General features: G+C 67.3%; 25 protein-coding genes. 11 read left to right on the plus strand and 14 right to left on the minus strand.

The window, feature by feature from the left end; all coding sequences use genetic code 11:
• The first annotated feature begins 22 nt into the window (after nucleotides 1–22).
• A complete protein-coding gene (locus A7G45_RS30190) occupies nucleotides 23–3745 on the plus strand; it encodes a multifunctional oxoglutarate decarboxylase/oxoglutarate dehydrogenase thiamine pyrophosphate-binding subunit/dihydrolipoyllysine-residue succinyltransferase subunit (RefSeq protein ID WP_260942433.1) in 3723 nt (1240 codons plus the stop codon).
• On the opposite strand, the gene A7G45_RS30195 is transcribed toward A7G45_RS30190, so the two are convergent.
• Nucleotides 3742–4821, minus strand: coding sequence for an MbnB/TglH/ChrH family RiPP precursor modification enzyme (locus A7G45_RS30195; RefSeq protein ID WP_260942435.1), 1080 nt, complete (start codon nucleotides 4819–4821; stop codon nucleotides 3742–3744). The genes A7G45_RS30190 and A7G45_RS30195 overlap by 4 nt on opposite strands.
• The gene (locus A7G45_RS30200) at nucleotides 4818–5729 is read right to left on the minus strand and encodes a TIGR04222 domain-containing membrane protein (RefSeq protein ID WP_260942438.1); all 912 of its coding nucleotides are present in this window, start codon (nucleotides 5727–5729) and stop codon (nucleotides 4818–4820) included. Before A7G45_RS30200 ends, A7G45_RS30195 begins: the two co-directional genes overlap by 4 nt.
• Nucleotides 5730–5885: 156 nt before the next feature.
• Between A7G45_RS30200 and A7G45_RS30205 the strand changes: the two genes are divergently transcribed.
• Nucleotides 5886–6722: an SDR family NAD(P)-dependent oxidoreductase gene (locus A7G45_RS30205; RefSeq protein WP_260942439.1), complete on the plus strand. Its 837-nt coding sequence runs from the start codon at nucleotides 5886–5888 to the stop codon at nucleotides 6720–6722.
• A gap of 28 nt (nucleotides 6723–6750) precedes the next feature.
• Nucleotides 6751–7581, plus strand: coding sequence for an SDR family NAD(P)-dependent oxidoreductase (locus tag A7G45_RS30210; protein WP_071285433.1), 831 nt, complete (start codon nucleotides 6751–6753; stop codon nucleotides 7579–7581).
• On the opposite strand, the gene A7G45_RS30215 is transcribed toward A7G45_RS30210, so the two are convergent.
• Both A7G45_RS30215 and A7G45_RS30220 read right to left on the minus strand, forming a co-directional pair.
• Nucleotides 7578–8438 carry a glycine betaine ABC transporter substrate-binding protein gene (locus tag A7G45_RS30215; protein ID WP_260942444.1) on the minus strand — a complete coding sequence of 287 codons (861 nt, stop codon included), beginning with the start codon at nucleotides 8436–8438 and terminating at the stop codon, nucleotides 7578–7580. The two genes, A7G45_RS30210 and A7G45_RS30215, sit on opposite strands and share 4 nt — an antisense overlap.
• 5 nt (nucleotides 8439–8443) lie before the next feature.
• Nucleotides 8444–9586: an NAD(P)-dependent malic enzyme gene (locus A7G45_RS30220; protein WP_260943334.1), complete on the minus strand. Its 1143-nt coding sequence runs from the start codon at nucleotides 9584–9586 to the stop codon at nucleotides 8444–8446.
• A 136-nt stretch (nucleotides 9587–9722) separates the two neighbouring features.
• Here A7G45_RS30220 and corA point away from each other — a divergent pair, with 136 nt between their 5' ends.
• Nucleotides 9723–10829, plus strand: coding sequence for a magnesium/cobalt transporter CorA (gene corA / locus A7G45_RS30225; protein ID WP_043395440.1), 1107 nt, complete (start codon nucleotides 9723–9725; stop codon nucleotides 10827–10829).
• Nucleotide 10830: 1 nt separating this feature from the next.
• Here the strand turns inward: corA and A7G45_RS30230 are convergent, their stop codons facing one another.
• From A7G45_RS30230 to A7G45_RS30240, 3 genes are read right to left on the minus strand one after another with little or no spacing between them, the layout of a single operon-like run.
• The gene (locus A7G45_RS30230; protein ID WP_260942448.1) at nucleotides 10831–11454 is read right to left on the minus strand and encodes a TetR/AcrR family transcriptional regulator; all 624 of its coding nucleotides are present in this window, start codon (nucleotides 11452–11454) and stop codon (nucleotides 10831–10833) included.
• Between the two features lie 4 nt (nucleotides 11455–11458).
• A complete protein-coding gene (locus tag A7G45_RS30235) occupies nucleotides 11459–12160 on the minus strand; it encodes a transporter (RefSeq protein WP_260942451.1) in 702 nt (233 codons plus the stop codon).
• Between the two features lie 9 nt (nucleotides 12161–12169).
• Nucleotides 12170–13423, minus strand: a complete 1254-nt coding sequence (locus A7G45_RS30240; protein ID WP_260942454.1) for a saccharopine dehydrogenase family protein — start codon at nucleotides 13421–13423, stop codon at nucleotides 12170–12172.
• A 155-nt stretch (nucleotides 13424–13578) separates the two neighbouring features.
• Here A7G45_RS30240 and A7G45_RS30245 point away from each other — a divergent pair, with 155 nt between their 5' ends.
• On the plus strand, nucleotides 13579–14994 hold the full coding sequence (locus tag A7G45_RS30245) for a flavin monoamine oxidase family protein (RefSeq protein WP_260942457.1): 1416 nt from the start codon (nucleotides 13579–13581) through the stop codon (nucleotides 14992–14994).
• A 24-nt stretch (nucleotides 14995–15018) separates the two neighbouring features.
• Complete coding sequence (locus A7G45_RS30250; RefSeq protein ID WP_260942461.1) at nucleotides 15019–15297, plus strand: hypothetical protein; 279 nt, start codon at nucleotides 15019–15021, stop codon at nucleotides 15295–15297.
• A 57-nt stretch (nucleotides 15298–15354) separates the two neighbouring features.
• Here A7G45_RS30250 and A7G45_RS30255 read toward each other — a convergent pair whose 3' ends face one another.
• From A7G45_RS30255 to A7G45_RS30280, 6 genes are all read right to left on the minus strand, one after another.
• Nucleotides 15355–15951, minus strand: a complete 597-nt coding sequence (locus tag A7G45_RS30255; RefSeq protein ID WP_260942463.1) for a suppressor of fused domain protein — start codon at nucleotides 15949–15951, stop codon at nucleotides 15355–15357.
• The gene (locus tag A7G45_RS30260; protein ID WP_260942466.1) at nucleotides 15948–17123 is read right to left on the minus strand and encodes an ABC transporter ATP-binding protein; all 1176 of its coding nucleotides are present in this window, start codon (nucleotides 17121–17123) and stop codon (nucleotides 15948–15950) included. Before A7G45_RS30260 ends, A7G45_RS30255 begins: the two co-directional genes overlap by 4 nt.
• 3 nt (nucleotides 17124–17126) lie before the next feature.
• Entirely contained in the window at nucleotides 17127–17963 is an 837-nt protein-coding gene (locus A7G45_RS30265) for a carbohydrate ABC transporter permease (RefSeq protein WP_043395448.1), read from the minus strand.
• A 1-nt stretch (nucleotide 17964) separates the two neighbouring features.
• Nucleotides 17965–18879 (minus strand): carbohydrate ABC transporter permease, encoded by a 915-nt coding sequence (locus A7G45_RS30270; protein WP_051954859.1) that lies wholly within the window; start codon nucleotides 18877–18879, stop codon nucleotides 17965–17967.
• Nucleotides 18876–20285 (minus strand): ABC transporter substrate-binding protein, encoded by a 1410-nt coding sequence (locus tag A7G45_RS30275; protein WP_308204192.1) that lies wholly within the window; start codon nucleotides 20283–20285, stop codon nucleotides 18876–18878. Before A7G45_RS30275 ends, A7G45_RS30270 begins: the two co-directional genes overlap by 4 nt.
• 113 nt (nucleotides 20286–20398) lie before the next feature.
• Nucleotides 20399–20899, minus strand: coding sequence for a YflT domain-containing protein (locus A7G45_RS30280; RefSeq protein ID WP_260942470.1), 501 nt, complete (start codon nucleotides 20897–20899; stop codon nucleotides 20399–20401).
• An 80-nt stretch (nucleotides 20900–20979) separates the two neighbouring features.
• Here A7G45_RS30280 and A7G45_RS30285 point away from each other — a divergent pair, with 80 nt between their 5' ends.
• Both A7G45_RS30285 and A7G45_RS30290 read left to right on the plus strand, forming a co-directional pair.
• The gene (locus A7G45_RS30285) at nucleotides 20980–21621 is read left to right on the plus strand and encodes a DUF4190 domain-containing protein (protein WP_260942473.1); all 642 of its coding nucleotides are present in this window, start codon (nucleotides 20980–20982) and stop codon (nucleotides 21619–21621) included.
• Between the two features lie 5 nt (nucleotides 21622–21626).
• Complete coding sequence (locus tag A7G45_RS30290) at nucleotides 21627–21851, plus strand: DUF4190 domain-containing protein (protein ID WP_162625244.1); 225 nt, start codon at nucleotides 21627–21629, stop codon at nucleotides 21849–21851.
• 9 nt (nucleotides 21852–21860) lie between these two features.
• Here A7G45_RS30290 and A7G45_RS30295 read toward each other — a convergent pair whose 3' ends face one another.
• A complete protein-coding gene (locus tag A7G45_RS30295) occupies nucleotides 21861–22826 on the minus strand; it encodes an HpcH/HpaI aldolase/citrate lyase family protein (protein WP_043984806.1) in 966 nt (321 codons plus the stop codon).
• 25 nt (nucleotides 22827–22851) lie between these two features.
• Between A7G45_RS30295 and A7G45_RS30300 the strand changes: the two genes are divergently transcribed.
• The 3 genes from A7G45_RS30300 (at nucleotide 22852) to A7G45_RS30310 (ending at nucleotide 26370) form a co-directional block, all read left to right on the plus strand.
• On the plus strand, nucleotides 22852–24165 hold the full coding sequence (locus A7G45_RS30300; protein WP_071285416.1) for a magnesium transporter MgtE N-terminal domain-containing protein: 1314 nt from the start codon (nucleotides 22852–22854) through the stop codon (nucleotides 24163–24165).
• Complete coding sequence (locus tag A7G45_RS30305) at nucleotides 24162–24794, plus strand: DUF1003 domain-containing protein (protein WP_071285414.1); 633 nt, start codon at nucleotides 24162–24164, stop codon at nucleotides 24792–24794. The genes A7G45_RS30300 and A7G45_RS30305 overlap by 4 nt, the downstream gene beginning before the upstream one ends.
• A 70-nt stretch (nucleotides 24795–24864) precedes the next feature.
• Nucleotides 24865–26370 (plus strand): lytic transglycosylase domain-containing protein, encoded by a 1506-nt coding sequence (locus A7G45_RS30310; protein ID WP_377041965.1) that lies wholly within the window; start codon nucleotides 24865–24867, stop codon nucleotides 26368–26370.
• Nucleotides 26371–26383: the final 13 nt, after the last annotated feature.

A 26383-nucleotide genomic window follows, 5' to 3' on the forward strand; every position in this document is an offset into this window, starting at 1 on the left:
GGAAACGAGGCGAATAGCGGCCGTGAGCACATCACCTTCACCATTCGGTCAGAACGAGTGGCTGGTCGAAGAGATGTATCGCAAATTCCGTGAGGACCCGTCCTCGGTGGACCCGAGTTGGCACGACTTCCTACGTGACTACAACCCCGAACCCATAACGGACACAACGGATTCCGTTGCCGTAGCAGCCCCGGCACCCGCCGCGGCGCCTCCGGCCCCGGCCCCCGCGCCGGCCGCACCGGCTCCTGCCGCCGCGCCCGTTGCTGCCGCTCCGGCACCCGCGGCACCGGCCCCGGCCAAGGCCGCTCCCGCCAAGGCCGCTCCCGCACTGGCGGTGGCCGAGGACTCGGAGACGCAGGTGCTGCGCGGCGCCGCGGCCGCCGTCGTCAAGAACATGAACGCGTCGCTGGACGTGCCGACCGCCACGAGCGTGCGTGCCATCCCCGCGAAGCTGATGATCGACAACCGCGTCGTCATCAACAACCACCTCAAGCGCACCCGCGGCGGCAAGATCAGCTTCACCCACCTGCTGGGCTACGCGATCGTCCAGGCGGTCAAGCAGTTCCCCAACATGAACCGGTACTTCGCCGAGGTGGACGGCAAGCCGTCCGCCGTCACGCCGGCGCACACCAACCTCGGTCTGGCCATCGACCTGCAGAACAAGGACGGCTCGCGCCAGCTCGTCGTCGCAGCCATCAAGCGTTGCGACACAATGCAATTCGGCCAGTTCATCGCGGCCTACGAGGACATCGTCCGGCGTGCGCGGGACGGCAAGCTGACCGCCGAGGACTTCAGCGGCGTCACCATCTCGCTGACCAACCCGGGCACCATCGGCACCGTGCACTCGGTGCCGCGCCTGATGCGCGGTCAGGGCGCCATCATCGGCGCCGGCGCCATGGAGTACCCGGCCGAGTTCCAGGGCGCCAGCGAGGAGCGCATCGCCGAGCTCGGTATCGGCAAGCTCATCACGCTGACCTCGACCTACGACCACCGCATCATCCAGGGCGCCGAGTCCGGCGACTTCCTGCGCACGGTCCATCGCCTGCTGCTGGACGACGCCTTCTTCGACGAGATCTTCCGCGAGCTGGGCATCCCCTACGAGCCGGTGCGCTGGCGGATCGACAACCCGGACTCGATCTCCCACAAGAACGCCCGCATCATCGAGCTGATCGCGGCCTACCGCAACCGCGGTCACCTGATGGCCGACATCGACCCGCTGCGCCTGGACAAGACCCGCTTCCGCAGCCACCCCGACCTCGACGTCAACACCCACGGCCTGACGCTGTGGGACCTGGACCGCGAGTTCAAGGTCGACGGTTTCGCCGGCAAGCAGTTCATGAAGCTGCGCGACGTGCTGTCGGTGCTGCGCGACGCCTACTGCCGCCACGTCGGTGTCGAGTACACCCACATCCTCGAACCCGAGCAGCAGAAGTGGCTGCAGGAGCGCGTCGAGGTCAAGCACGACAAGCCCACGGTCGGTGAGCAGAAGTACATCCTGTCCAAGCTCAACGCCGCCGAGGCATTCGAGACCTTCCTGCACACCAAATATGTTGGGCAGAAACGCTTCTCGCTGGAAGGCGCGGAGGCCGTCATCCCGATGATGGACGCCGCCATCGACCAGGCGGCCGAACACAACCTCGACGAAGTGGTCATCGGGATGCCGCACCGCGGCCGCCTCAACGTGCTGGCCAACATCGTCGGCAAGCCGTACTCGAAGATCTTCAGCGAGTTCGAGGGCAACCTCAACCCGGCCCTGGCACACGGCTCCGGCGACGTGAAGTACCACCTCGGCGCCACCGGCCACTACCTGCAGATGTTCGGCGACAACGAGATCGACGTGTCGCTGGTGGCCAACCCGAGCCACCTCGAAGCCGTCGACCCCGTCCTCGAGGGTCTGGTCCGGGCCAAGCAGGACCTGCTCGTCGGCGACGAACACGACGACAGCGACGCACACGGCCGCTTCTCGATCATGCCGATGATGCTGCACGGCGACGCCGCGTTCGCCGGCCAGGGCGTGGTGGCCGAGACGCTGAACCTGGCGCTGCTCAAGGGTTACCGCACCGGCGGCACCATCCACATCGTGGTGAACAACCAGATCGGATTCACCACGGCGCCAACGGATTCGCGCTCCAGCGAGTACTGCACCGACGTGGCCAAGATGATCGGCGCGCCGATCTTCCACGTCAACGGCGACGACCCCGAGGCCTGCGCCTGGGTGGCACGGATCGCGGTCGACTTCCGTGAGGCGTTCAAGAAGGACGTCGTCATCGACATGCTGTGCTACCGCCGCCGCGGCCACAACGAAGGCGACGACCCGTCGATGACCCAGCCGTACATGTACGACGTCATCGACACCAAGCGCGGCGTCCGCAAGACCTACACCGAAGCCCTCATCGGCCGTGGTGACATCTCCATCAAAGAGGCCGAGGACGCCCTGCGCGACTACCAAGGCCAGCTGGAGCGGGTCTTCAACGAGGTGCGCGAGCTCGAGAAGCACACCATCGAGCCCAGCGAATCGGTGGAGTCCGACCAGACCATCCCGCAGCGCCTGCTGACCGCGGTCGACAAGTCACTGCTGGCCCGCATCGGCGACGCGCACCTGGCGGTGCCCGAGGGCTTCAACGTCCACCCGCGCGTCAAGCCGGTGCTGGAGAAGCGTCGTGAGATGGCCTACGAGGGCAAGATCGACTGGGCGTTCGGCGAGCTGCTCGCCCTGGGCTCGATGGTCGCCGAGGGCCGCCTGATCCGGTTCTCCGGTCAGGACACCCAGCGCGGCACGTTCACCCAGCGGCACGCGGTGCTGATCGACCGCACCACCGGCGAGGAGTTCACCCCGCTGCAGCTGCTGGCCACCAACACCGACGGCACCCCGACCGGCGGCAAGCTGCTGATCTACAACTCGGCGCTGTCGGAGTACGCCGCCGTCGGCTTCGAGTACGGCTACTCGGTCGGCAACCCCGACGCCATGGTGCTGTGGGAAGCCCAGTTCGGTGACTTCGTCAACGGCGCCCAGTCGATCATCGATGAGTTCATCAGCTCGGGTGAGGCCAAGTGGGGCCAGCTCTCCGACGTCGTGCTGCTGCTGCCGCACGGCCATGAGGGCCAGGGTCCGGACCACACGTCGGGCCGCATCGAGCGGTTCCTGCAGGTGTGCGCCGAGGGTTCGATGACGGTCGCCATGCCGTCGACCCCGGCCAACTACTTCCACCTGCTGCGCCGGCACGGCCTCGACGGCATCCACCGGCCGCTGATCGTCTTCACCCCGAAGTCCATGCTGCGCAACAAGGCCGCGGTCAGCGACGTCAAGGACTTCACCGAGATCAAGTTCCGCTCGGTGCTCGAAGAGGCGACGTACGAAGAAGGGGTCGGCGACCGGGCCAAGGTCACGCGAGTGCTGCTGTGCAGCGGCAAGCTCTACTACGACCTGGTGGCACGCAAGGCCAAGGACAACCGCGAAGACATCGCGATCGTCCGCATCGAGCAGCTGTACCCGCTGCCCAAGCGCCGTCTCGAAGCCACCCTGGCCCAGTACCCGAACGTGCAGCAGTACTTCTGGGTGCAGGAAGAGCCGGCCAACCAGGGACCCTGGCCGACGTTCGGCCTGAGCCTGCCGGAACTGCTCCCCGACCGCCTCACCGGCATCAAGCGCATCTCGCGCCGGGCCATGAGCGCGCCGTCGTCGGGTAGCTCGAAGGTGCACGCCATCGAGCAGCAGGCCATCATCGACGAGGCCTTCGCCCCCTAAATACCGAACATGAGCTTGGGTGCGAACTTCCGGCGGAACTTCGCACCCAAGCTCGTTTTCGTGAGACGGTGCGCTCGCTTGTGCGTCAGCACAGTCCGGGCCACTGCGACCCGGTCTGCGTCGAAGCCCGGTGGCGGTTCGGCCAGTCCGAGCAGCGCATTCAGCAGGTGACATTGCGCGACGGCGAGCTCGTGACGAGTTGTCTCAGGGACGTGCGGTGACGGCACGCTCGGATACCGCGACAGGCCCGCCGCCCAGGGACTGACCGTGCCTGCGGATTCGCGGCCGACAGCGGACCGGATGGCCGAGAGCTCCCCCGCGAGCACGTCCACTGCCGGATAGGCGCCGTCGCGTTCCAACATGACGGCGGGCAACACGGTTCTGCTCGCGAGCTCGGCGAGCAGCTCCAAGATCGGCTCGGCCACGGCGTCGGTGTGAGTGTCGTGCCAGATGCCGTCGCGCAAGGCGCCGCCGGCCACGTGGACATAGGCGATTCGTTCCAACGGCAACGTTTCGAGCGCATCGAGAGGATCCGCGCCGAAGTTGACGGCCGAGGTGTAGAGGTTCGCGACGTCCAGCAGCAGGAGCGCGCCGGTGCGTTCGGCGATCTCGGCCAGGAATTGGGCCTCGGTGAACTCCCGGTCGGGCCATTCCAGCACTGCCGCAACGTGTTCCAGGGCCAGCGGGACCCCGAGCGCGTCTTGGGCGATCCGAACGTTCTCGACGACGACATCGAGGGCCGCGCGGGTGCGCGGCACCGGCAGCAAGTGCCCGGCCTCGCTGCCACCGGCGCGCACGAAGGCGATGTGCTCGCTGACCAATGGCGCATCCAGCGCCGCCGCACACGCGGCGAGGTGCGCCAGGCGGGCCGGCTCAGGCACCTGCGCCCCACCGAGCGAGAGCGAAACACCATGCGGGACAACGGGAACACCACGGGCCCGCAATGCCTGCAGCGAGTCGGGCAGTCGCTCGGGTTTGATGCCTTCGGCGATCACCTCGACGAACTCGACGCCGGGCAGCCGCTCGATCGACAGGTCGATTTCGGGGCGCCAGCCGATACCGATCGCGGTGCTCATCCTCCGCAACCCCCGCAGCCTCCACAACCACCACCGCCACAACCGGCCCCGCCGCAACCGCCCCCACCGCCGTCGCTGCCAGTGGCGCCGACCAGCGCACTCCGCAGATCGGGGTCGGTCAGCGCCGCGAAGCCCAACAGCGCCACACCCATCACCTGCGCCGACCCGAGCACCGAACCATCCGCTACACGCGCGTCGTACTCCTCGCGAACAGCTTCCAGCTCCCGCCGCCCGTCCATGGTCGGGCGATGCCCGGCACCCACCGCGGCCATGGACCAGACGATCAACGACACCAACGCCGTCACCACCAGGACGACAATCAGTGCACCGATTGGACGATGGAGCTCCGCGCCGTTGACCGCCCGGACGACGCCGACCACCCACACCGCACCAGGCAGCAGCGCAACGACGCGGCAGAGCACCACCCGTACGCCCGTGGGTAGCAAGCCGTCGGCTCTCAAGTGCTCACCAACCGCGGAAACCTGCGGATGGTCACGCAGTCCTTTGATGCGTCGTCGCCCCGCTGAACCGGTCTCGCGCGCGGCCTCGAGCACCGCCTCCTCCACCGCGTCGCGACCGATGGAACCCGCGGCGACCGTCAGCCCGCCCTCTCGAGCGACGAGCATCCGGCCGCTCAAGACCGTCTGCGCGATCGCGGTATCCACGACTCTCCTCGGACCACCCGCAAGAAACGCCGTCCGATAAGCATCATCGAGCGGCCTACCCACCTGACGCCCACGAGAACCGGACAGAATCCCTCTGACCCAGAACACCAAAACCACCGCGAGCACATAGACCCCGATGAACTGCACCAAAAAATCCGGTCCTGACAGACCCCACGGTTCGTGCATCGCCCGCCTCCTGTCTACGTTGACATCCCGCCGATGAAGCGTTTTCAGAATGCTCACGACAACAGGCGAAACCGAGCTCAAAGCCCTGGCATCATTGATTTCCTTGCGCGATCCACACATTGGCCCGCAGCGGGCGGCGTCCGCTTCACCCGGAACCGCGGGTATCGGCTAGCCTGACGCCAAGTCATCACGCGTCAACACAAGGGAGTGTTCATGGAGGGCTTCGCCGGAAAAGTCTGCGTCGTCACCGGAGCCGGATCGGGCATCGGCCAGGCGCTCGCCATCGAACTCGCCCGCTCGGGCGCCAAGCTGGCGATCAGCGACGTCAACACCGAGGGCCTCGCCGAGACCGAAGAGCGGATCAAGGCCATCGGCGCGCCCGTCAAGGCCGACCGCCTCAACGTCACCGAGCGCGAAGCCTTCGCACTGTACGCCGACGCCGTCGCCCAGCACTTCGGCAAGGTCAACCAGATCTACAACAACGCCGGCATCGCCTTCACCGGCGACATCGAGGTCAGCCAGTTCAAGGACATCGAGCGCGTCATGGACGTCAACTTCTGGGGCGTCGTCAACGGCACCAAGGAATTCCTGCCGCACCTGATCGCCTCCGGCGACGGGCACGTCATCAACGTCTCCAGCGTCTTCGGCCTGTTCGCCGTCCCCGGCCAGGCCGCCTACAACGCCTCCAAATTCGCCGTCCGCGGCTTCACCGAGGCGCTGCGCCAGGAGATGAAGCTCGCCGGTCACCCGGTCAAGGTCACCACAGTGCACCCCGGTGGCGTGAAGACCGGCATCGCCCGCAACTCCACCGCCGTCGAGGGCCTCGATCCCAAGGAACTGGCCAAGACCTTCGACGCGAAGCTGGCCAAGACCACCCCCGAACGCGCCGCCAAGATCATCCTCGAGGCCGTCCGCAAGGGCAACGCCCGCGTGCTCGTCGGGCCCGACGCCAAGCTGCTGGACCTGATCATCCGGGCCACCGGCTCGGGCGCCTACCAGGACCTGTTCTCGCGCGTCACCTCACGCGTGCTGCCGACACGTTCGCACTGACCCCGTCAACCAACGCAAAGGAGCGTTCATGGAGGGATTCGCCGGCAAGGTCTGCGTGATCACCGGAGCAGGATCGGGCATCGGGCAGGCACTGGCCATCGAACTGGCGCGCTCAGGTGCGCTGTTGGCGATCAGCGACATCGACACCGAGGGCCTGGCCAAGACCGAGGAACAGGTCAAGGCCATCGGCGCCCCGGTGAAGGCCGACCGACTCAACGTCGCCGAGCGCGAGGCCTTCGCGCTGTACGCCGACGACGTGGTCAAGCACTTCGGCAAGGTCAACCAGATCTACAACAATGCCGGCATCGCCTTCACCGGCGATCTCGAGGTCAGCCAGTTCAAAGACATCGAGCGGGTCATGGACGTCGACTTCTGGGGCGTCGTGAACGGCACCAAGGTCTTCCTGCCGCACCTGATCGCCTCGGGTGACGGGCACGTCGTCAACGTCTCGAGTATCTTCGGGCTGTTCGCGGTGCCCAGCCAATCCGCTTACAACGCAGCCAAATTCGCGGTGCGTGGTTTCACCGAGGCGCTGCGCCAGGAGATGAAGCTGGCCGGGCACCCGGTCAAGGTCACCACGGTGCACCCCGGCGGCATCAAGACCAACATCGTGCGGAACTCGACCGCGGCCGCGGACATCGACTCCGCAGGCCTGAACAAACTGTTCGACAAGGGCGCCCTCACCACACCGGAGCGGGCCGCCCAGATCATTCTCGAGTCGGTCCGCAAGGGCCACGCCCGGGTGCTGGTCGGACCGGACGCCAAGATCGTCGACGTGATCGTCCGCATCACCGGGTCAGGCGCCTACCAGGGCCTGTTCGCGGCCATCGCGGGACGGGTGCTGCCGAAGCTCGGCTAGTGGTCCAGCGGGTGCTGGGCCAACCACGCACCCGCTACCGCCGCCGGATCGGCGCCCTTGTCGACCTGACCGATCATGTCGGTCAGCGTCGCTGTGTCGAGCTCGCCGGCAATTCCGTTGAGCGCCAACACCTGTTGCTCAGCCAGGACATTGCGCCGGTACAACGGCACCACGTTCTCGGCGCGGATCAATGCGGTCCGGTCGGTCAGCACCGTCACGCCCGACGGTGCCGCCGGCGCTGCGGTCGAGGTCCACGCCAACGCCACCGCACCGGCTTTCAGCGCAGCGAAAAGGCTTGCGGTGTCCGTGAATTCACGGGCGGCCGGCAGGACGCAGTCCCCCACCCGAGCCGGGTGGGCGTCACCCGTCACCACCCCGACGGACAGTCCGCCGCAATGGCCCGGCAGGGCCGCGACATCCTTTGTGCCCCAGCGGTCGGCCGTCGCCGCAGTAACCGCGACAGCCGGCTTGTCCTGCGCTGACGCGGTGTAATCGGCAGCGGCCACCCCTTCGGGCAGCGCCGAGATCATCGACCGGTACACCTGCTCGTCGGCCCGCGCCGTCGCGTGCGGGACGAACCTGGCGAGCAGTTCGCCAGTCAGACCCGGCGCCACCGTGACATCGGCGGAATCAAGGGCCCCAACAGGATCCGGGACCAGATGCACGCGGGTCGGGATACCGAAATATCCCAGCGCCGCGGAATACAGATGGGCCAGCAGCTTCGACTCGGGTGTCGGCGCCGCGCCGACGGTCAACGCCGGTGGCCCCGGCACGGATTGCCCGGTGCTGCAGCCCGCCGTCGTCGCGGTGATCAGTGCGGCCAGCGCCACACTGCCCACCGCGACCCGGCGGCTCACGGTGCTCAGGCTTGCGACGCGGCGGCCACTGCGGCCGCCACGGCCGGACCCACGCGCGGGTCGAGCGCGCTGGGCACGATGTAGTCGACGGACAGATCGTCACCGACGACCGAGAAGATGGCTTCTGCGGCAGCCACTTTCATGGCCTCGGTGATGCGACGGGCACCGGCGTCCAGGGCCCCGCGGAACACACCGGGGAACGCCAGCACGTTGTTGATCTGGTTCGGGAAGTCGCTGCGGCCGGTCGCCACCACCGCGGCGTACTTGCGGGCGGCGTCCGGGTGGATCTCCGGGTCCGGGTTGGACAGCGCGAACACGATGCCGTTCGGGGCCATCGTGGCGATGAGCTCTTCGGGCACCAGACCGGCAGAGACGCCGAGGAAGACGTCGGCGCCGTCGAGCGCCTCGGCGACACCGCCGGTGATGCCGCGCGGGTTGGTGCGGCCGGCGAGTTCGGCCTTGAAGGAGTTGAGGTCTTCGCGGCCGGAATGCACGACGCCCTTGCTGTCGAGCACGACGATGTCGCGAATGCCGCTGGCCAGCATGATGTTGGTGCAGGCCACGCCGGCCGCACCAGCGCCGGACACCACGACCTTGAGGTCGTGCATGTCACGATCGAGCACCTTGGTGGCACCCAGCAGCGCTGCGAGCACCACGATGGCGGTGCCGTGCTGGTCGTCATGCATGACGGGGCAGTCCAGCGCCTCGATGACGCGGCGCTCGATCTCGAAACATCGCGGCGCGGAGATGTCCTCCAGGTTCACGGCACCGAACGTCGGACGCAGCCGGATCAGGGTCTCGACGATCTCGTCGGGGTCCTTGGTGTCCAGCACGATCGGGATGGAGTCCAGCCCGCCGAAGGTCTTGAACAGGGCGCTCTTGCCCTCCATGACCGGCAGAGAAGCCGCCGGGCCAATGTCTCCGAGGCCGAGCACGGCGCTGCCGTCACTGACGACCACGACCAGGCGGTTGGCCCAGGTGTACTTCTTGGCCAGGGTCGCATCAGCAGCGATGGCGCGGCTGACCTGGGCGACACCCGGGGTGTAGGCGATCGACAACGCACGCTGGGTATCCAGCGGCTCGTTGAGGGCTACGGAGAGCTTGCCCCCTTCGTGGGCGGCGAAAATTTCCGCATCATCGATGACCACCTGGGGTGTGCGCACAGCACCTGTCTTATCTGACACCGCGTCAGGCTACTTCACACAAAAGCTACCCGCCGGTTACGCGTAGCATTTGCCACTGGTCTATTGGTCGAGAAAGTCCGCCCCACGGGAGGTCAGCCGCATGCCCTCGTTCCGCGCACTACAACCGTCGAATTTCCGCCCGACCCCGAAAAAGGCCCCCACCGGCCCCGATGCCAGCTCCATCCACGTGCCGGTCGCACGCGCGACGGTGGATTGCGGCGTCTACTCCATGGGCTCGCGCCTGCCCGGTAAATACACCCACGGCGCCGCCGTCGCGAAGGTGCGCGAACTGCGCGCGGCCGGCGCGGAGGCATTTGTGTGGATCGGGCTCCACGAGCCCGATCACCACCAGATGCAAGCCGTCGCCGATGTCTTCGGACTGCACGAACTGGCAGTCGAGGACGCAGTCTGCGCTCATCAGCGGCCCAAGCTGGAACGGTACGACCAGACCCTGTTCCTGGTGCTCAAGACCGTCAGCTACGTCGAGCACGAGTCGGTGGCCAACGCCAGGGAGATCGTCGAGACCGGCGAGATCATGGTGTTCGTCGGACCCGACTTCGTGGTGACCGTCCGGCACGGTGAGCACAGCGGACTGGCCGGGGTGCGGCACCGGCTGGACGAGTCGCCCACCATCCTCACGCTGGGGCCCTATGCGGTGATGCACGCCATCGCCGACCATGTGGTGGACAGCTATCTGGATGTCACCTCGCTCGTCGAGACAGACATCGACGCCGTCGAGCAGACCGTCTTCTCCTCACGCGCCCAGACCGACATCGAGAGCATCTACCTGCTCAAGCGCGAAGTCGTCGAGTTGCGGCACTCGGTGAACCCGCTGACCATGGCCCTGCAGCGACTGCTGTCCGACCACAACGACCTGATCTCCAAAGAAGTTCGCCGCTACATCCGCGACGTGCACGACCACAACAGTCAGGCCGCCGACCAGATCACCGGGTTCGACGATCTGCTGAGCTCGCTGGTGCAGGCCGCACTGGGCAAGGTCGGGATGGAACAGAACGCGGACATGCGCAAGATCTCGGCGTGGGTCGCCATCGCCGCCATGCCCACCATGATCGCCGGCATCTACGGCATGAACTTCGACAACATGCCCGAACTGCATTGGCACTACGGGTATTTCGGGGTGCTGACGTTGATGGTGCTGGTGTGCACGGGGTTGTATCGGACGTTCCGGCACAACCACTGGCTGTGACCTAGTTCGTGCGACGCGCCTTGGTCGCCTTCGGTGCATAGGTCCCGAGGTAGGCGGTCAGCAGGCGGCGGGCTTCATCGATAGCGACGTCATCGCCGGTGGGCAACCGCCGGAAAGCGACGTCGAAGAGCCGGTTGCCCGCCTCGAACGCCATCTGCGCCACCAATTCCGGGGTATCTGACCGGATCAGCTTCTTGTCGATGAGCAACTGCCAGTACTGCTTTGCCTGGAATTCGTCGAACTCCAGGGCCAATTCATTGAGCCCCGGGGTCCGGCTCGCGAACCACAGCTGCACGAAGTCGGGGTGCTCGCGGAAGTAGATGAGATACGGGTCGACGATCGCGTCGACGGCTTCACTCAATGTCCGCAGCTTCGACACGTGCACCGAGGAGGAAATCTGTCCGTCGAGTTCACGCAGGTGTCGCTGCGCGAGCGCCGCGTCGACCTGGTGCCGGTCCGGGAAGTAGTGATACAACGACGCGGTCGGGATGCCGGCGCGCTCGCCGATCGCCTTCAACGTGGCAGCTTCGTAACCCTGCTCGGTCAGCAACGCCGCGGCGGCATCCAGAATGGCCTGTACCCGCTCGATGCCGCGACGCTGCACCGCCGTAGGCAATGCCGGCATCCCGTTATCGAACACGATTCGAGACCTTATCAACCCGAGCTCGCCGGGCCTCGATTCGTTCGTTGCTGTTGTGCAGTGCGCGATAGCCGAAGTAGCACACCACCATCTGGGCACCCCAAGTGGCGAGCGCGATGATGTAGAAGATGGTGTGGTGGGCGTCGTCGCCGGGAATGCGATAGAAGTCGTATGTCCCCGCCACCGCAGCTCCGGCGGCGGCGGCAGCCAAGACGGCCAGCGCGTTTCCCCAGGCACCGACCGCCCACAGTCGCCAGGCGAAATAGAGCAGGAACAAACTGGTGAGCGCATTCATCACGAGATAGAAGACCGGCCGGGCAAGGCCGAGTTCGGCGCCGAAGTTGGACATCACCAGCCCCCCGACAATGGCGAGCGCGAAAACGCCGATATCGACGGCAAGTGACGGTGTGAACCCATGGGTAACCTTCATCAAACCCAGGACCAGTATCACCGTGATGCCGATGGACCGGGAAAACGCGTCGAGGAAGAACGCCAGGTGATACATCGGGCTGGACTCGTCGGCACCGACCAATCCGTAGATGAGAAAGTTGGTCCCCGAAGTCGCAACAATGATCCATTCCAGGCCGAGCAGATAGTTCTGGTAGTTGCGAATGAACTTGAGTCCGTAAGTGAACCCCGCGAACATCATGAAGAGATCGGCGAGCGCGAACAATGCGGTCTTGAGATCCATGGCTGCCCCCTAGTGCACGACGTCGAGAATCTCGCGGCGCGGGGTGCCGACCTGTTCCAGCGCCTGGTAGAACCGCTGCGGTTCTACCCATTCTTCAGGAGTGAAAACGCCTGTACGAGTGTCGAGTTCGTCATCGAGCGCCGCCACCATGAAGGCGGCGCAGGCCGTGCCGGTGGCAGCGGCCATATCGGTGAACAGATAGGTGCCGGCACCGCTCACCGGGGTGCGGCGGGTCACCGCCGTGGGCACGCCGTTCCGCAGACCGGTCACCTCGACCTTCAGTCCCGATCTATGCGGAAACGTGTGACCCACCGCCGCCAGGGCCAGGAACTTGAGCAGCCCGATGCGCGTCGCCTCGCCGGCGGACACGAGCTTGAATATCCCCGATAACGCATGGCGCCAACCGGTGACGCTGCCGAACTTGTTGGCCATCACCGCCTCGGCGAAGTCGATGGCCGCTTCCATGGACATCTGACCCTTCTGCACCGCCAGGCCGAGGCCCCGAACGAGGCCGTTGTAGCCCGCCGGGTCCAGCCCACCAAAGCAGCGAATATTCTTGGCATCTGGATACTTTCGCGGCAACGTCACCGGCTCGGGGTGCGCGGTCTCATGAACCATGGTCAGGCCCAAACCGCCGCCCAACTCTGTCCAGCGGGTCTCCACCCACGACTGATGCATGACCGGCCCGCCGGCCTGCCACGTCACGCAGGGGCCGGCGGCGACCCGCAGCATGTGGTCGAGCACCGCGCGGCCGACGGATCCGCGCTCATCGCCGACCACCCAGTACACGTCGATGTTCTCGACGGTGTCCAGTTCGCCCGCGGCGTCGGCAGCCAGGACGTTGGTGATGCCTGGCGACGCGCCGCAACCGATGTACATCGGAACTCCCGCAGCCCGGGCCTCGTCATGCAAAGACAGTGCGTGCAAAGTGCTTTCGATGTCATCGTCGAAGTCGAGGTACGGCACCCCGGCCGCCAGACACGCCGCCATCACGGGGCCGGCAGTGCGGTTGTACGGACCGGCACCGAGCACCACCAGCGCGGCGCCCTCGACCGCGTTGCGGAGGTCTTCGACGTTGTACAGATCGAGTCGCGCGGCGGTTGCCAGGCCCGGCGGCAACTGCTGAAGCAGCTGATCGAGGAGCTCCGGGCGGATGTCATAGAGGGCCAGCTCCCAGTCCCCGCCAGCGACGGCGAACCGCTGGATGGCCAGGCGACACATCTCGCCGGCCGCCCCGATGAAGACAATTCGCTTGGTGGCCATGGCCATACCCCTATCGGTTGAGGTTGTCATCCGGTCGAATCCGTCACAAAGTCGATCCAGAATCGATTTCGAGCTTGACGCTAGCAGCGCCCGTTCCTAAACTCAATCCCGAATCGAGTTTCAATTTGCACCAAGCGAGCAGGAGGCATCGAGCTATGACCGAGCCACAGAGTGGTTACCGCGACGTTGACGTGGTCATCGTCGGTGCCGGGCTATCCGGCCTCACTGCCGCCTATCGACTTGCCCAGCAAGGAATTTCGGTCCTGGTGCTCGAAGCCGGCGATCGAGTGGGCGGCCGGACGGTCAACGTCGATGTCGGCCGCGGCGCCGTCACCGACGGCGGTGGCCAGTGGATCGGCGCCTTGCACACCCGGATGTACGCGCTCATCAAGGAACTGGGACTGTCGACATTCCGGACCTACACCGAGGGCGACAGCATCTACCTGCAGCACGGGAAACGGCGCAGCTACCAGGGCACCATCCCACCGTTGGGCCCACTCGCCCTGCTCGCCTTCGCGCAGGCGCAGTTCCGGCTCGAGCGGATGGCCAAGCAGGTGCCCGTCGCGGCGCCATGGACGGCGAAAAAGGCCGACAGCTGGGACAGCACCACGCTCGGCCACTGGCTGGACGCAAACTGCCTCGTCGATGAGGCCCGGCACCTGTTCACCACGTGCTTCACGATGATGTACGCCGAAGACCCGCACCGGATTTCACTGCTCAAGGTACTGCATCAGATCGCGACATCCGGTGGCATCACCTTCATGGCGAACACTCGCGACGGTGCACAGGACTCCCGGGTGATCGGCGGCATGCACCTGGTGTCCACGACACTCGCGAACAAACTCGGTGACCGGGTGATCCTGGACTCCCCCGTCACCGAGATTCAGCAGAGCGACGACGAGGTACTGGTCCGGTCGGCGCGGGCCGCCGTTCGCTGTCAGCGCGTCATCGTCGCCATGACCCCTGCCGACGCGGGCCGGATTCGCGTCACACCCGAACTACCGGTCCGCCGCACGGCGCTGCAGCGCGCCTGGCACAACGGCACCGAAACCAAGGTCTTCGCCGTGTACGACAAGCCATTCTGGCGGAAGCAGGGGTTCAACGGATCGGCCCTCACCGATCTGCCCATCGCGCACTTCGTGGTCGACAACTCCCCGGCGGATGGCAGCGTGGGCGTCCTCCTGGTCTTCGTCGGCACAGCGGGGGCAGGTCCCGGCTTCACCTGGACCGACGACGTGCTCAACGATCAAGCCGCCCGCCACGCGGCGTTCGTGCGGGACCTGGTCACCCTGTTCGGACCCGAAGCCGCGAATCCCGTTGAGGTGGTGGAGAAGTCATGGGTCGACGAGCCGTGGATCAACGGCTGCGTCGGTACCCGCGCGCCGGGGATACTGACCGGATACACCGACGCTGCCACCGTGCCGGTGGGCCGGCTGCACTGGGCCGGCACCGAGGCCGCGCCCGAATTCGAGAGCTACCTGGAGGGCGCAGTGCGCGCCGCCGAGCGTGCCGCGGCCGAGGTCCGTGTGGCACTGAGCGATCCGGTCCATAGCAAAACGGACCACCGGTAACAACCAATCGGGCATGATCTTCCAATGAAAATTGGGAGCAAGTCCACCGTAGTCGCGTTGGTCGTTGCCAGTGGTCTGCTCACCGGCATCACCGCACCCGCCGCCCACGCCAACGGCGCGGACGCCGTCATCAGAGACCTCGAAGCCGAGGGCTATACCGTCAGACTCAACTGGCTCAACGGAAACAAGCCCACGCTGCTGCCCCGCTGCACAGTGGTCCGGGTCAACAACCCGTCCTCCGACGAACCGGCCGAAGGCGACGTCGTGTGGGCTGATGTCGCCTGCCCGAACAACACGTCCTAGCCGTACGACGATCTAGCGGCGAGGCACGAGCCGCGTTGAGGAGTGCGGCAATTGGGACTAAGCGCGGGGTTCCGCGGCCCGGCGCCGCTGATCGAGGACGTCGACGCCGTCCTGCTGCCACGCATCGCGCATCGCGTCGGCGCCTTTGAGCCGCACCCAGGCGGCCTCGGTCGCGGTGATCGGGGTGGCGGTCAGGATCCGCACCGGCTGGTAGGGCTCGGGCAGTTCGACATCGCCGATCTCACTGGCGCCCAACAGGAATGCGGTGAATGCGGCGCCTTGCCACACAGGTTCCTGTAGGTCGATCAGAGCGTCGGGCTCCAGGATCAGGCCTTCGACGGCCGGCGCCGATGCCAGCACCGCGATCGAGCGGGCCAGCCCCGGCGGCGTGGGGCCGCGCAGCGACAGCACCGCTTCCGCCCGGGGACCGCTGACCCCATCGGCCATCATGTCCGTCGGGTCCGCCATGGGGTATCGCGAGCACCCTTGGGACGCATAGTGATACACGTCGTTGTCGGTCGGTCCGTAGCGCAGCACCTCGATGGGGTCGGCGCCGAGAAAGGTGACGCTGGCGCCCACCGGTTCGGCGGTGCTGCCGCGGCCGGCGAAATACGCCGTCACGTGGGCCTTTACCGCTGCGAGGACGTCGGTCACTGCGGTAGCGACAGATTGCGACCCGTCGCCGGATCGAACAGGGTCAGTTTCGACGTGTCGAGGGCCAGCTCGACCTTGCCGCCCGCCGTCGCGGACGACTTGGCCGAAACCCTTGCCACATAAGTGTTCTCACTCGATCCGGCGTCGGCGGTGTCGTCAGCCAGCTCGTCCAGCTGGGCAGCCTGAGCGCCGGCACCATCGATCCGGAAGTGCACGTACTTGTCCGCGCCGAGCGATTCCACCAGCTCGGCATCGACCTCGACGGTCAGCGACTGGATGCGCGCGTAGGCGTCGATCACCGAGGCGTCGTCGAACTGTTCGGGGCGCACACCCGCGATCAGGTCGGCCGACGGCCGGTGCTGGTCCAGCGCCGCGCGGGCCTCGTCGCTCAGGGTGACTTCACCGAACGGGAGTTCCACCCCGACGTCGGTCCGGGTGGCCGGGAAGAAGTTCATCGACGGGGAGCCGATGAAGCCGGCGACGAACAGGTTCGCCGGCTGGTTGTACAGCTCATCGGGGGTGCCGATCTGTTGCGCGACACCGCCGCTCATCACCACGACCCGGTCACCCAGCGTCATCGCCTCGGTCTGGTCGTGGGTGACGTAGACGGTGGTGGTGCCCAGCCGGGCCTGCAGCCGGGCGATCTCGGTGCGCATCTGCACCCGCAGCTTGGCATCCAGGTTGGACAGCGGCTCGTCCATCAGGAAGGCCTTGGGGCTGCGCACGATGGCGCGTCCCATCGCCACGCGCTGGCGCTGGCCACCGGACAGCTGGGCGGGCTTGCGGTCCAGAAGTGCGGTCAGGTCAAGGATTTTCGCGGTCTCCTCGACCTTGGCCGCGATGTCGGCCTTCGGCATCTTGGCGAGGGTCAGCGGGAACGCGATGTTCTGCCGCACCGTCATGTGCGGGTACAGCGCGTACGACTGGAACACCATCGCGATGTCCCGGTCCCGGGGCTCCTTCTCGTTGACCCGCTCGCCACCGATGCGCAGTTCGCCGGAGCTGATGTCCTCCAGCCCGGCAATCATGTTGAGCGTCGTCGACTTTCCGCACCCCGACGGCCCGACCAGGATCAGGAACTCACCGTCGGCGATGGTCAGCGACAGGTCCTGCACGGCGGTCGCCCCACCGGTGTAACTCTTGGTGACGTGGTCCAAAACGATTTCGGCCATGAACTACCCCTTAACCGCACCGGACGTCAGGCCCGCGACGATCCGTCGTTGGAAGATCAGAACAAAGATGATGATGGGCACCGTGATGACCATCGCCCCGGCGGCGATGGAACCGGTCGGTTCCTCGAATTGCGAACTGCCCGTGAAGTTCGCGATCGCCACCGGCGCGGTGATGGCCCGCTGCGTGGCCGTCAACGACAACGCCAGCAGCAGGTCGTTCCAGGCGAAGATGAACACCAGGATCGCCGCGGTGACGATGCCGGGCGCGGCCAGCGGCGCGATCACCTTCCGGAAGGCCTGCCCCGGTGTGGCGCCGTCCATCTTGGCGGCCTTCTCCAAATCCCAAGGGATTTCCCGGAAGAACGCCGACAGGGTGTAGATCGCCAGCGGCAGCGCGAAGGTGATGTACGGCAGGATCAGGCCCGGCCAGGTGTCGAACAGCCCAACGGTGCGCTCGATGTTGAACAGCGGTGTCACCAGTGAGATCTGGGGGAACATCGAGATCAACAAGGCCAGACCGACCAGCAGCCGCTTACCCGGAAAGTCAAGGCGGGCCACGGCATAGGCGGCCATGCCACCGATCGTCACGGCGATGGCGGTGGTGATCAACCCGATGCCGATCGAGTTGATCAGTGCCGAACCGAAACCGCCGCCGGTGAAAATGCCCTTGTAGTTGTCGAACGTGATCTGACGCGGAATCAGGTTGCCGTCCTTGACCGTTGACGTCGGCTTGAGTGACAGCGAGAAAATCCAGAGCACCGGCAGCAGCGCGTAGACCACCACCAGGACGTTGACCACACCCCAGCCGGCGAGCCGGCCGCCACGCGTCTGATCGCTCATCTCAGCGCACCTCGGCTTCCGCACCGGGCGCCGCGGCACCGAAAATCTTGATGTAGATGAACGCGATGATCGCGACAGTGGCGAAGATCAGCACACTGATCGCCGAGCCGAGGCCGATGTTGAACGCCTTGAACAGGTTGTCGTAACCCAGGATCGACACCGAGCCGGTGTTGTTGGTGCCGCCCGTGAGCACGTAGATGTTGTCGAAGATGCGGAACGCGTCCAGCGTGCGGAACAGCAGGGCCACCAGGATCGCCGGTTTCATCAGCGGCAGAGTCACTTTGGCGAACCGCTGCCAGCGGCCCGCGCCGTCCATCTGGGCAGCGTCGAGCAGGTCCTGGGGCACCAGCACCAGCCCGGCCAACAGCAGCAGCGACATGAACGGGGTGGTCTTCCACACCTCGGCGAGCACCACGATGGCCAGCGACGGCAACTGCTCGGTCAGCGGCGCGGTGCCCGTGGGCAGCAGGTTGGCGAGGTACCCGGTGCCCGGCGTCCACGCGTAATACCAACTGTAAGAAGCGGCTACGGTCACGATGCCGTACGGAATGAGGATGGCGGTGCGCACCACGGAACTGCCGAACATGGTCCGGTGCATCACCACCGCCAGCGCCATGCCGAGCACGAACTCGATGGCCACCGACACCACCGTGATGCCGAGGGTGACCACGAAGGCCGTCCACCAGTAGTGGTCGGTGAGGATCGTCGCGTAGTTGTCCAGCCCGACGAACCGGGTTTCGCTCGGCGCCGCCAGGTTGTCCCGGTGCAGGCTCAGCCACACCGCGTAGGCGACGGGGTACGCCGCGACCGCCAGCATCACCAGCACGGCGGGTGCGATCAATGAATACGCGAGTCGGCGCTCGGGGTTGTCGACACGGCCCGGAGCCAGTTTGTTCGCTCGGCGAGCCTCGCTCACGGGATCAGCCCCTTGCCGTCGATCGCCTGCTGCACCTCGGAGGCCAGCTTGTCGGCGGTGCGCTCCGGGTCGATCTTGGTGATCGGGGCCAGCGTCGCCGAAATCCGTGTCGACACCGCCTGATACTGCGGCGTGGCCGGCCGGACCGCCGCATCGGCGAGCTGACGACGGATCACCGCGTACTGCGGGTACTTGGCCTGGAACTTGGCATCGTCATACAGCGACGCGCGCACCGCGGGCAGCCCGCCCTCCACCGACGTGAACTGCTGGTTGGTCGCGCTGCGCATGCACCGGATGGCCTCGAAGGCCTCGGCCTTGTGCGTACTGGTCTTGCTCACAGCAAGATTCAGCCCACCGATGGTCACCTTCGCCGGCACATCGGGTTGCACCGACGGGTAGTCCGCGAAGCCGAACACCTTCTTGCTCTCGTCGTAGGCGGTGGTGAACTGCGCATCGTCGGGCGCGAAGGTACCGACGTCGTTGATGGCGCTCTTGAGCTCCGCGACCTCGTCGAGCGGCAGGAACGGCACACCGCCCTTGACGGCGTTCTCCAGCAGCGACGGCAGCACGAACGGCCAGTTCACCTCGAGCGCGGCCTTGCCCTGCTCGAGGGCGAGCCGCGCCGTCCCCTCGTCGGTCTGGGTGATCGACGGGTCGGCGCCGGGTGCGGTGGCCACCGACTTGATGACCTGCAGCGCCTTGACGGTCGCGGCGCGGTGCTCAGGGGTGTCGGTCAAGGTGACGGTCTTTCCGTCGTCGGACAGCACGCTGCCGCCGGCACTGGTCAGCAAGGTGTTGAACCAGACCACCAGGCCCTCGTACTGCTTGGCCTGCACGGCGATCCAGCTGGGTCCCCCGGCGGCATGCAGCCGCGTCGCCTGCGCCACCATGTCGTCCCAGGTGGCCGGCGCTTCGGGCATCAGATCGGCCCGGTACCAGAGCATTTGGGTGTTGGTCGTGATGGGCGCGGCGAACAGCCGGCCCTGCCACTGCGCGGTCTTCAGCGGTCCGGGCAGGGTGTCGTCGGCGGCGTCGGCTTCCGCTTTTCCGGCCGGGTCGTCGGAAAGCGGCACGGCCCAGCCGGCCTCGGCGAACTCGGCGGTCCACACGACGTCCAGGCCCATGATGTCGAGGTTCTTGTCGTTGCCGGTCAGCCGGCGCGCCAGTTGCAGCCGCTGATCGTCGGCGCCCTTGGGCAGACTGACCTGCTTGATGCTGAAACGGCCGCCGAGTTCGGCGTTGCACCGCCTGGCGAGGGCCGAGAATGTCGCCTTCTCATTGGCCGACGTGTAGACACTGACGACGGTGCCGCCCGCACCCGAACCGCAGGCGGAGACCAACGTGGCGGCCGTGCACGCCGCCGCACCCGCTGCCAGCGCAGCCCGCAGCTTTCCCGCGCGCACCACGGACGCCTCCTGTCTCACGGGAACCTCCCGCGCGCAAACCGTAGAGCGCCGCGGGTGTGCCGTGCAACATATCGCCGCCATAGGTGCCGATCAGGCGGCAGGGCCGCCGACCGCTACAGAGACAGGCGCCCCAGCAGGTCGCGGCCCTGTTCGGCACACACCGGGTCGCACAGGACGTCGTAGCGTCCCGCGACCAGCTGCATGGTGGAGCTGAAATCCCTTGTGCCGCGGGACATCGCGTACTGCACGCCCGAGGTGATCAAGCCGAAGAACACACCGGCGATCAGGCCGGTGAGCAACGAACCCCACGCGTTGGTGCCGAAAAGCCCCAGCACCAGCCCGATGAACAGGCCCAGCCACGCCCCGGTCAAGATGCCGCCGCCCAGCACGCGCGGCCAGGTGAGCCGCCCGGTGACCCGCTCGACCTGCATCAGGTCGACGCCCACGATGGTCACGTGCTGCACCGGAAACTGTTGGTCTGACAGGTAATCGACGGCCCGCTGCGCCTCGGCGTAGGTCGGGTACGACCCGATGGGCCAGCCCTTCGGCGGAGTCGGCAATCCCGGCTGTCCACCCGGGCCCGGGGTCCGGTCGGGTTGCAGCGGATTCGTCATGCTCCTGGTCTCCTGTCAGTCGCCGCGGAACGCACTTCGACTACCACGATGCCATGATCTCTTAGGCTAGGTTGGTCGGCATGACAAGTCCGGGCGGGGAGTCGGGGCAGCCCTCTTGGGGTCCGTCGCGCCCGGCCGATCCGGTCCGCCCGCCGTCCGGTACCGACGCCGAAGCGACCAGTGACTATCCGGTGTACGAGTACCCGGCTGTCGAAGAGCCCGGACCCACCTCCGCCCCCTGGCAGCAGGGGCCGCCCGCACCGGCACCAGCGCCTCAGCCACAGCCACAGCCACCGACGGGTCCGTTCCCCGCGCCTCCCGGTCCGCCGCCACCAGGCTTCTACGGTGCCCCGCCCGCCGGGCCGTACGGCCCACCGCCGGGGATGGCGCCACCCGGATATCCGCCGCCGGGATACCTGCCGCCCCCGCTGTACTCGTCGTACCCGCCACCGCCGTCGAACGACGGGATGGCCATCGGATCACTGGTGTGCTCGCTGGTCGCGCTGCCGCTCTATTTCATGTGCTTCATCGGTCCGGTCGTCTCGCTGCTGGGCATCGTGCTCGGCATCGTGGCCATGATGCAGAGCAAGGGCCGGCCACGGACCAGCGGCCGGACCATGGCCATCTCGGGCATCGCCATCGGTGGCGCGTCCATCGTCATCGGCCTGCTCGGCTTCGTGCTGTTCTACGACTGGGCGATTCACCAAGACCCGAACGTGTGATCGGCGTGCGGGTGAACCGACTGGCGGTCGGCTCGGTCGTGTGCGCACTGGCCGGCGTGGTGTTCGGCCCCATCGCGCTCATCGGCGTCGGGCTCGGTGTGGTCGCCTACGAGCGCATTCCCGGCAGCGGCACCCGCGGCAGCGTCCTGGCCGTGAGCGGCATCGTGTGCGGCGCCCTGGCGTTTCTGCTCAACCTGTTCCTGGTCGTACTGGTCCTCGGCGGCGCCTAGCCGGCCCGCTCACGCCGGCGGAGTGAACCGCTCGCCGGTGCGCGTCATCCCGGCGGCGCGTCCCTTGCCCGCGATCACCAGCGCCATCTTGCGGCTGGCCTCATCGATCATCTCGTCGCCGAGCAGTACGGCGCCGCGGGCGCCGCCGGCCTGCGAGGTGTGCCATTCATAGGCCTCGAGGATCAGCTCGGCATGGTCGTAGTCGGCCTGGCGCGGACTGAAGATCTGGTTTCCGGCGGCGATCTGGTCGGGGTGCAGCACCCACTTCCCGTCGTACCCCAGCGCCGCGGTCTGCCCGGCAACGCGCGTGAACGCCTCGGTGTCCTTCACCTTGAAATATGGGCCGTCGATGGCATTGATGCCGTGCGCCCGCGCCGCCACCAGGATCGTCATCAGCACGTGGTGATAGGCGTCGCCGACGCCGTAGCCGACGGGCTGCTCCCCGACGACCAGGGTGCGCATGTTCAGGCTGGCCATCAGATCGCCCGGCCCGAAGATCAGCGCCTGCACCCGCGGCCCGCCGGCGATGGAGTCGGCGTTGGTGAGCCCCTTGGCGTCCTCGATCTGGGCCTCGATGCCGATGCGGCCGACGGGCAGTCCGTGCGCGCGCTCCAGCTGGGTCAGCAACAGATCGAGGGCCTGCACGTGCGAGACGTCGCTGACCTTCGGCAACACGATGACGTCCAACTCACCGCCACCGCGCGCCACCGCGGTGACCACCTCGATCACGTCGGCGTGCGTCCACGGTGTGGTCCAGTCGTTGACCCGAAGCCCGCGCAGCTGGCCCGCCCAACCCGGCTCGCACAGCGCCTGCGCCACCCGGGTTCGCGCCGCGGCCTTCGCGTCGGCCGCCACCGCGTCTTCGAGGTCGAGGAACACCTGGTCGGCGGGCAACGTCTTGGCCTTGGCGATCATCTTGTCGCTGCTGCCGGGAACCGACAGGCAGGTACGGCGGGGCCGATACTGGTTCTCCACAACCCCACTCTCTACCCTGTGGTGCATGGTGGCGGTCAACAGGGTCTACGTGGCCAGACTCGCTGGACTGGTGGTTCTCGGCCCCGACGGAGAGTCGGTCGGCCGGGTGCGTGACGTGGTCGTGAGCATGGGCATCGTCCGCCAGCAGCCGCGGGTACTCGGCCTGGTCGTGGAGTTGACCTCGCGCCGCCGAATTTTCGTCCCGATCCTGCGGGTGACCTCGATCGAACACAACTCGGTGACCCTCACGGGAGCGACCATCTCGCTGCGCCGGTTCGCCCAGCGCCCGGGCGAGGCGCTGGTGCTCGGGCAGATTCTGGACACTCGCGTCCGCGTCACGGATCCGGAGCTCCAACAGCTCGCCGGCGTCGACGTCGTCGTGGTGGACCTGGCCATCGAGCAGGCCCGGTCGCGCGACTGGGTGGTGACCCGCGTCGCGGTGCGCCACCGCCGGCTGGGCCGGCGCACCACGGTGCACGTGGTCGATTGGCACAACGTCACCGGACTGACACCGTCGGCGCTCGCACTGCCGGGTCAGGGCGTGGCCCAACTGCTGGAGCAGTTCGACGGTCAGCGTCCCGTCGAGGTCGCCGACGCGCTGCGCGACCTGCCGGCCAAACGCCGCCACGAGGTCGTCAGGGCCCTCGACGACGAGCGCCTGGCCGACATCCTGCAGGAGCTCTCCGAACCCGAGCAGGCCGAACTGCTCAACCAGCTGGGCACCGAGCGTGCCGCAGACGTGCTGGAAGAGATGGATCCCGACGACGCCGCCGACCTGCTCGCCGAGCTCGACGCCACCCGCGCCGCCGTGCTGCTCGACCGGATGGACCCCGAGGACTCCGAGCCCGTGCGCCGCCTGCTGCAGCACTCCCCTGACACCGCCGGTGGTCTGATGACGCCCGAGCCGGTCGTGCTCACCCCGGACACCACCGTCGCCGAGGCGCTCGCGCGCGTCCGCGACCCCGAGCTGACGCCGGCGCTGGCGACGCTGACGTTTGTGACCCGGCCGCCGACCGCGACACCGACCGGCCAATACCTGGGCTGCGTGCACACCCAACGGCTGCTGCGCGAACCCCCGGCCACCCAGGTCGGCGGCATCCTCGACAGCGATCTCCCCGTGCTGTCACCCACCAGCTCCCTGGCCGAGGTGACGCGCTACTTCGCCGCCTACAACCTGGTGTCTGCACCGGTGGTCGACGACGAAAATCATCTACTGGGCGCCGTCACCGTCGACGACCTGCTCGATCATCTGCTGCCGTCCGGCTGGCGCAGTGCTGATGAACCCGGGCCGGGCTCGACCCAGGCCATCACCGACAACATCTCTGGAGTCAAGCGGTGAGCGAGCCTTCAGCCAGGCAGCGCCTGGATATCCCGCGCACATCCCGAATCCGGCTGACCCCGTGGGTCGACGTCGAGTCCGTCGGCCGGTTCAGCGAATCGATCGCCCGATTCCTGGGCACCGGCAAGTTTCTGCTCATCCAGACCGTGATCGTGGTGGTGTGGATCGGTCTGAACGTCTTCGCCGTACAGCTGCAATGGGATGAGTACCCGTTCATCCTGCTGAATCTGGCGTTCTCGACGCAGGCCGCCTATGCCGCGCCGCTGATCCTGCTGGCCCAGAACCGCCAGGAGAACCGGGACCGGGTGGCGCTCGAAGAGGACCGCCGACGCGCGGCCCAGACCAAGGCCGACACCGAATTCCTGGCCCGGGAACTGGCCGCGCTGCGGCTGGCCGTCGGCGAGGTGGCCACTCGCGACTACCTGCGCCGCGAACTCGATGAGTTGCGCACGTTGATTGCTCAGCAGAACGGCACCAAGAGCGGGTCGGGCAAGCGCAAGGCCGGAAAGTCACGTCCGCCGGCCGAGGAAAGCGACCTTTCCGGCGACCCGGCGACCAGCTCCGACGCTGCCGCGGATGAGAGTTTCCACTCTGCGGAAACATTGCTACGCCAACCGCCCGCAGAGTAGGTATGGTGACTTGGATCACAACACAGGTCACCGGGGTCACTCCGGTATTCCACTTCCATAGGATGGCTTAGTGCACATCGGGGGCGACGCCGCAGACTCCGCGGACAACACTGCGCCTACTACTGACTCCCACGCACTTTTCAGTGACTCTGCGCTGGTTGACGACGAAATTCACGACTACGACGCCGCGGTCGATGACGAGGCTGACCCGGTCGGTGCTGCCGTTCCCGGCCGTCGCCGACAGATCGCCCGGGCGCTGCGCCGCCCCCTGGCCGGCGTCGCGGTCGTCGCACCGCTGGTTCTGATGCTTGCCGTCGGCGGTTCGGCGCCGACTCGGCAAACGACGGTGCACAACACCGCCACCGCGGGCGTCACGCCGATGGCGGCCGTCACGCCCACCACCCCCGGTCCACGCAACCGGGCCGGCATGACGGTGGTGGCATCCGATCAGGTTCCCCGCGCCCTGCACATGGACCCGACCACAGCCCTCTCGCCGCCGCCGGCGTCGCTGGTGATGGCCCCCGGCGGGCTGCGGATCCCGCCGGTCGTCCTCAACGCCTACCGCACCGCCGAGAAGATCATGGCGACCAACGCGCCGGGCTGCGGCATCAGCTGGAACCTGCTGGCGGGCATCGGACGCATCGAGTCCGGGCACGCCAACAGTGGCGCCACCGATGCCCGGGGCACCGCGATCACCCCGATCCTCGGACCGGTCCTGGACGGCACCCTGGCCGGCAACGAGGTCATCGTGCAGAGCATCGCGGCCGGCCGCGTGACCTACGCCCGGGCCCTCGGACCCATGCAGTTCCTGCCCGGTACCTGGGCCCGGTACGCCGCGGACGCCATCGGCGACGGCAAGCCCGACGTGCAGAACGTCTATGACGCGTCCCTGGCCGCGGCCCGGTACCTGTGCAGCGGCGGGCTGAACCTGCGTGATCCGTCCCAGGTGCTGACCGCGATCCTGCGCTACAACAACTCGATGCCCTACGCCCAGAACGTGCTGGGCTGGGCCAAGGCGTACGTCACCGGTATCGCACCGGTCGACCTGCCGCCGATCGTCGGCCCGCCGCCCGCCATCGGCGACCAACACCTCGACAACCCCGAGGGGCTCGGGCCAGGCCTGCCGATCAACGCGATGGGACTGCCGTCCGACGACCCGCTGGCGATGACGCCCGCACTGCAGATGGGGCGCACGGGCCCGCTGCCCGGACCGGCCGAACCGAAACAGAACTGCGCCGTGTTCTGCCTGTCCGGTGGGCCCGCGCCGGCCGCCGCTCCCGCACCGGACGCCCCGGCGCTGGACGCGCCCCCGGCCAACCCGTTCAACGTGCCGCCGTTCCTGCTGCCGCCGGCTCCGATGGCACCGCCGCCAGCGCCCGTCGCTCCGGCTCCGGCGCCCGCGGGTCCGATTCCGGTCACCGCCGTGGGCGTGGGTACCCCGGCCGCCGGTCCGGTCGGCGCCGCACCGGGACCTGTCCCCGGACCGGCAGCGGTCCCGGCGCCGCAGGCTCCCGCCGGCCCGCCGCCCGCCGAAGCCATGGGTCCCGCGGCGCCTGCCTTCCCATCCCTGCCGTGACCAGCTGCGGGTC

It is taken from the genome of Mycolicibacterium llatzerense, assembly GCF_025331195.1.
Lineage (GTDB): Bacteria > Actinomycetota > Actinomycetes > Mycobacteriales > Mycobacteriaceae > Mycobacterium > Mycobacterium llatzerense.

Bases quoted from the DNA above. Each gene is read 5' to 3' on its own strand.
- A7G45_RS30195 (WP_260942435.1), bottom strand. From the start codon at position 4,821: ATGAGCACCGCGATCGGTATCGGCTGGCGCCCCGAAATCGACCTGTCG.
- A7G45_RS30205 (WP_260942439.1), top strand. From the start codon at position 5,886: ATGGAGGGCTTCGCCGGAAAAGTCTGCGTCGTCACCGGAGCCGGATCG.
- A7G45_RS30210 (WP_071285433.1), top strand. From the start codon at position 6,751: ATGGAGGGATTCGCCGGCAAGGTCTGCGTGATCACCGGAGCAGGATCG.
- corA (WP_043395440.1), top strand. From the start codon at position 9,723: ATGCCCTCGTTCCGCGCACTACAACCGTCGAATTTCCGCCCGACCCCG.
- A7G45_RS30230 (WP_260942448.1), bottom strand. From the start codon at position 11,454: ATGCCGGCATTGCCTACGGCGGTGCAGCGTCGCGGCATCGAGCGGGTA.
- A7G45_RS30235 (WP_260942451.1), bottom strand. From the start codon at position 12,160: ATGGATCTCAAGACCGCATTGTTCGCGCTCGCCGATCTCTTCATGATG.
- A7G45_RS30240 (WP_260942454.1), bottom strand. From the start codon at position 13,423: ATGGCCACCAAGCGAATTGTCTTCATCGGGGCGGCCGGCGAGATGTGT.
- A7G45_RS30245 (WP_260942457.1), top strand. From the start codon at position 13,579: ATGACCGAGCCACAGAGTGGTTACCGCGACGTTGACGTGGTCATCGTC.
- A7G45_RS30250 (WP_260942461.1), top strand. From the start codon at position 15,019: ATGAAAATTGGGAGCAAGTCCACCGTAGTCGCGTTGGTCGTTGCCAGT.
- A7G45_RS30260 (WP_260942466.1), bottom strand. From the start codon at position 17,123: ATGGCCGAAATCGTTTTGGACCACGTCACCAAGAGTTACACCGGTGGG.
- A7G45_RS30265 (WP_043395448.1), bottom strand. From the start codon at position 17,963: ATGAGCGATCAGACGCGTGGCGGCCGGCTCGCCGGCTGGGGTGTGGTC.
- A7G45_RS30280 (WP_260942470.1), bottom strand. From the start codon at position 20,899: ATGACGAATCCGCTGCAACCCGACCGGACCCCGGGCCCGGGTGGACAG.
- A7G45_RS30285 (WP_260942473.1), top strand. From the start codon at position 20,980: ATGACAAGTCCGGGCGGGGAGTCGGGGCAGCCCTCTTGGGGTCCGTCG.
- A7G45_RS30300 (WP_071285416.1), top strand. From the start codon at position 22,852: ATGGTGGCGGTCAACAGGGTCTACGTGGCCAGACTCGCTGGACTGGTG.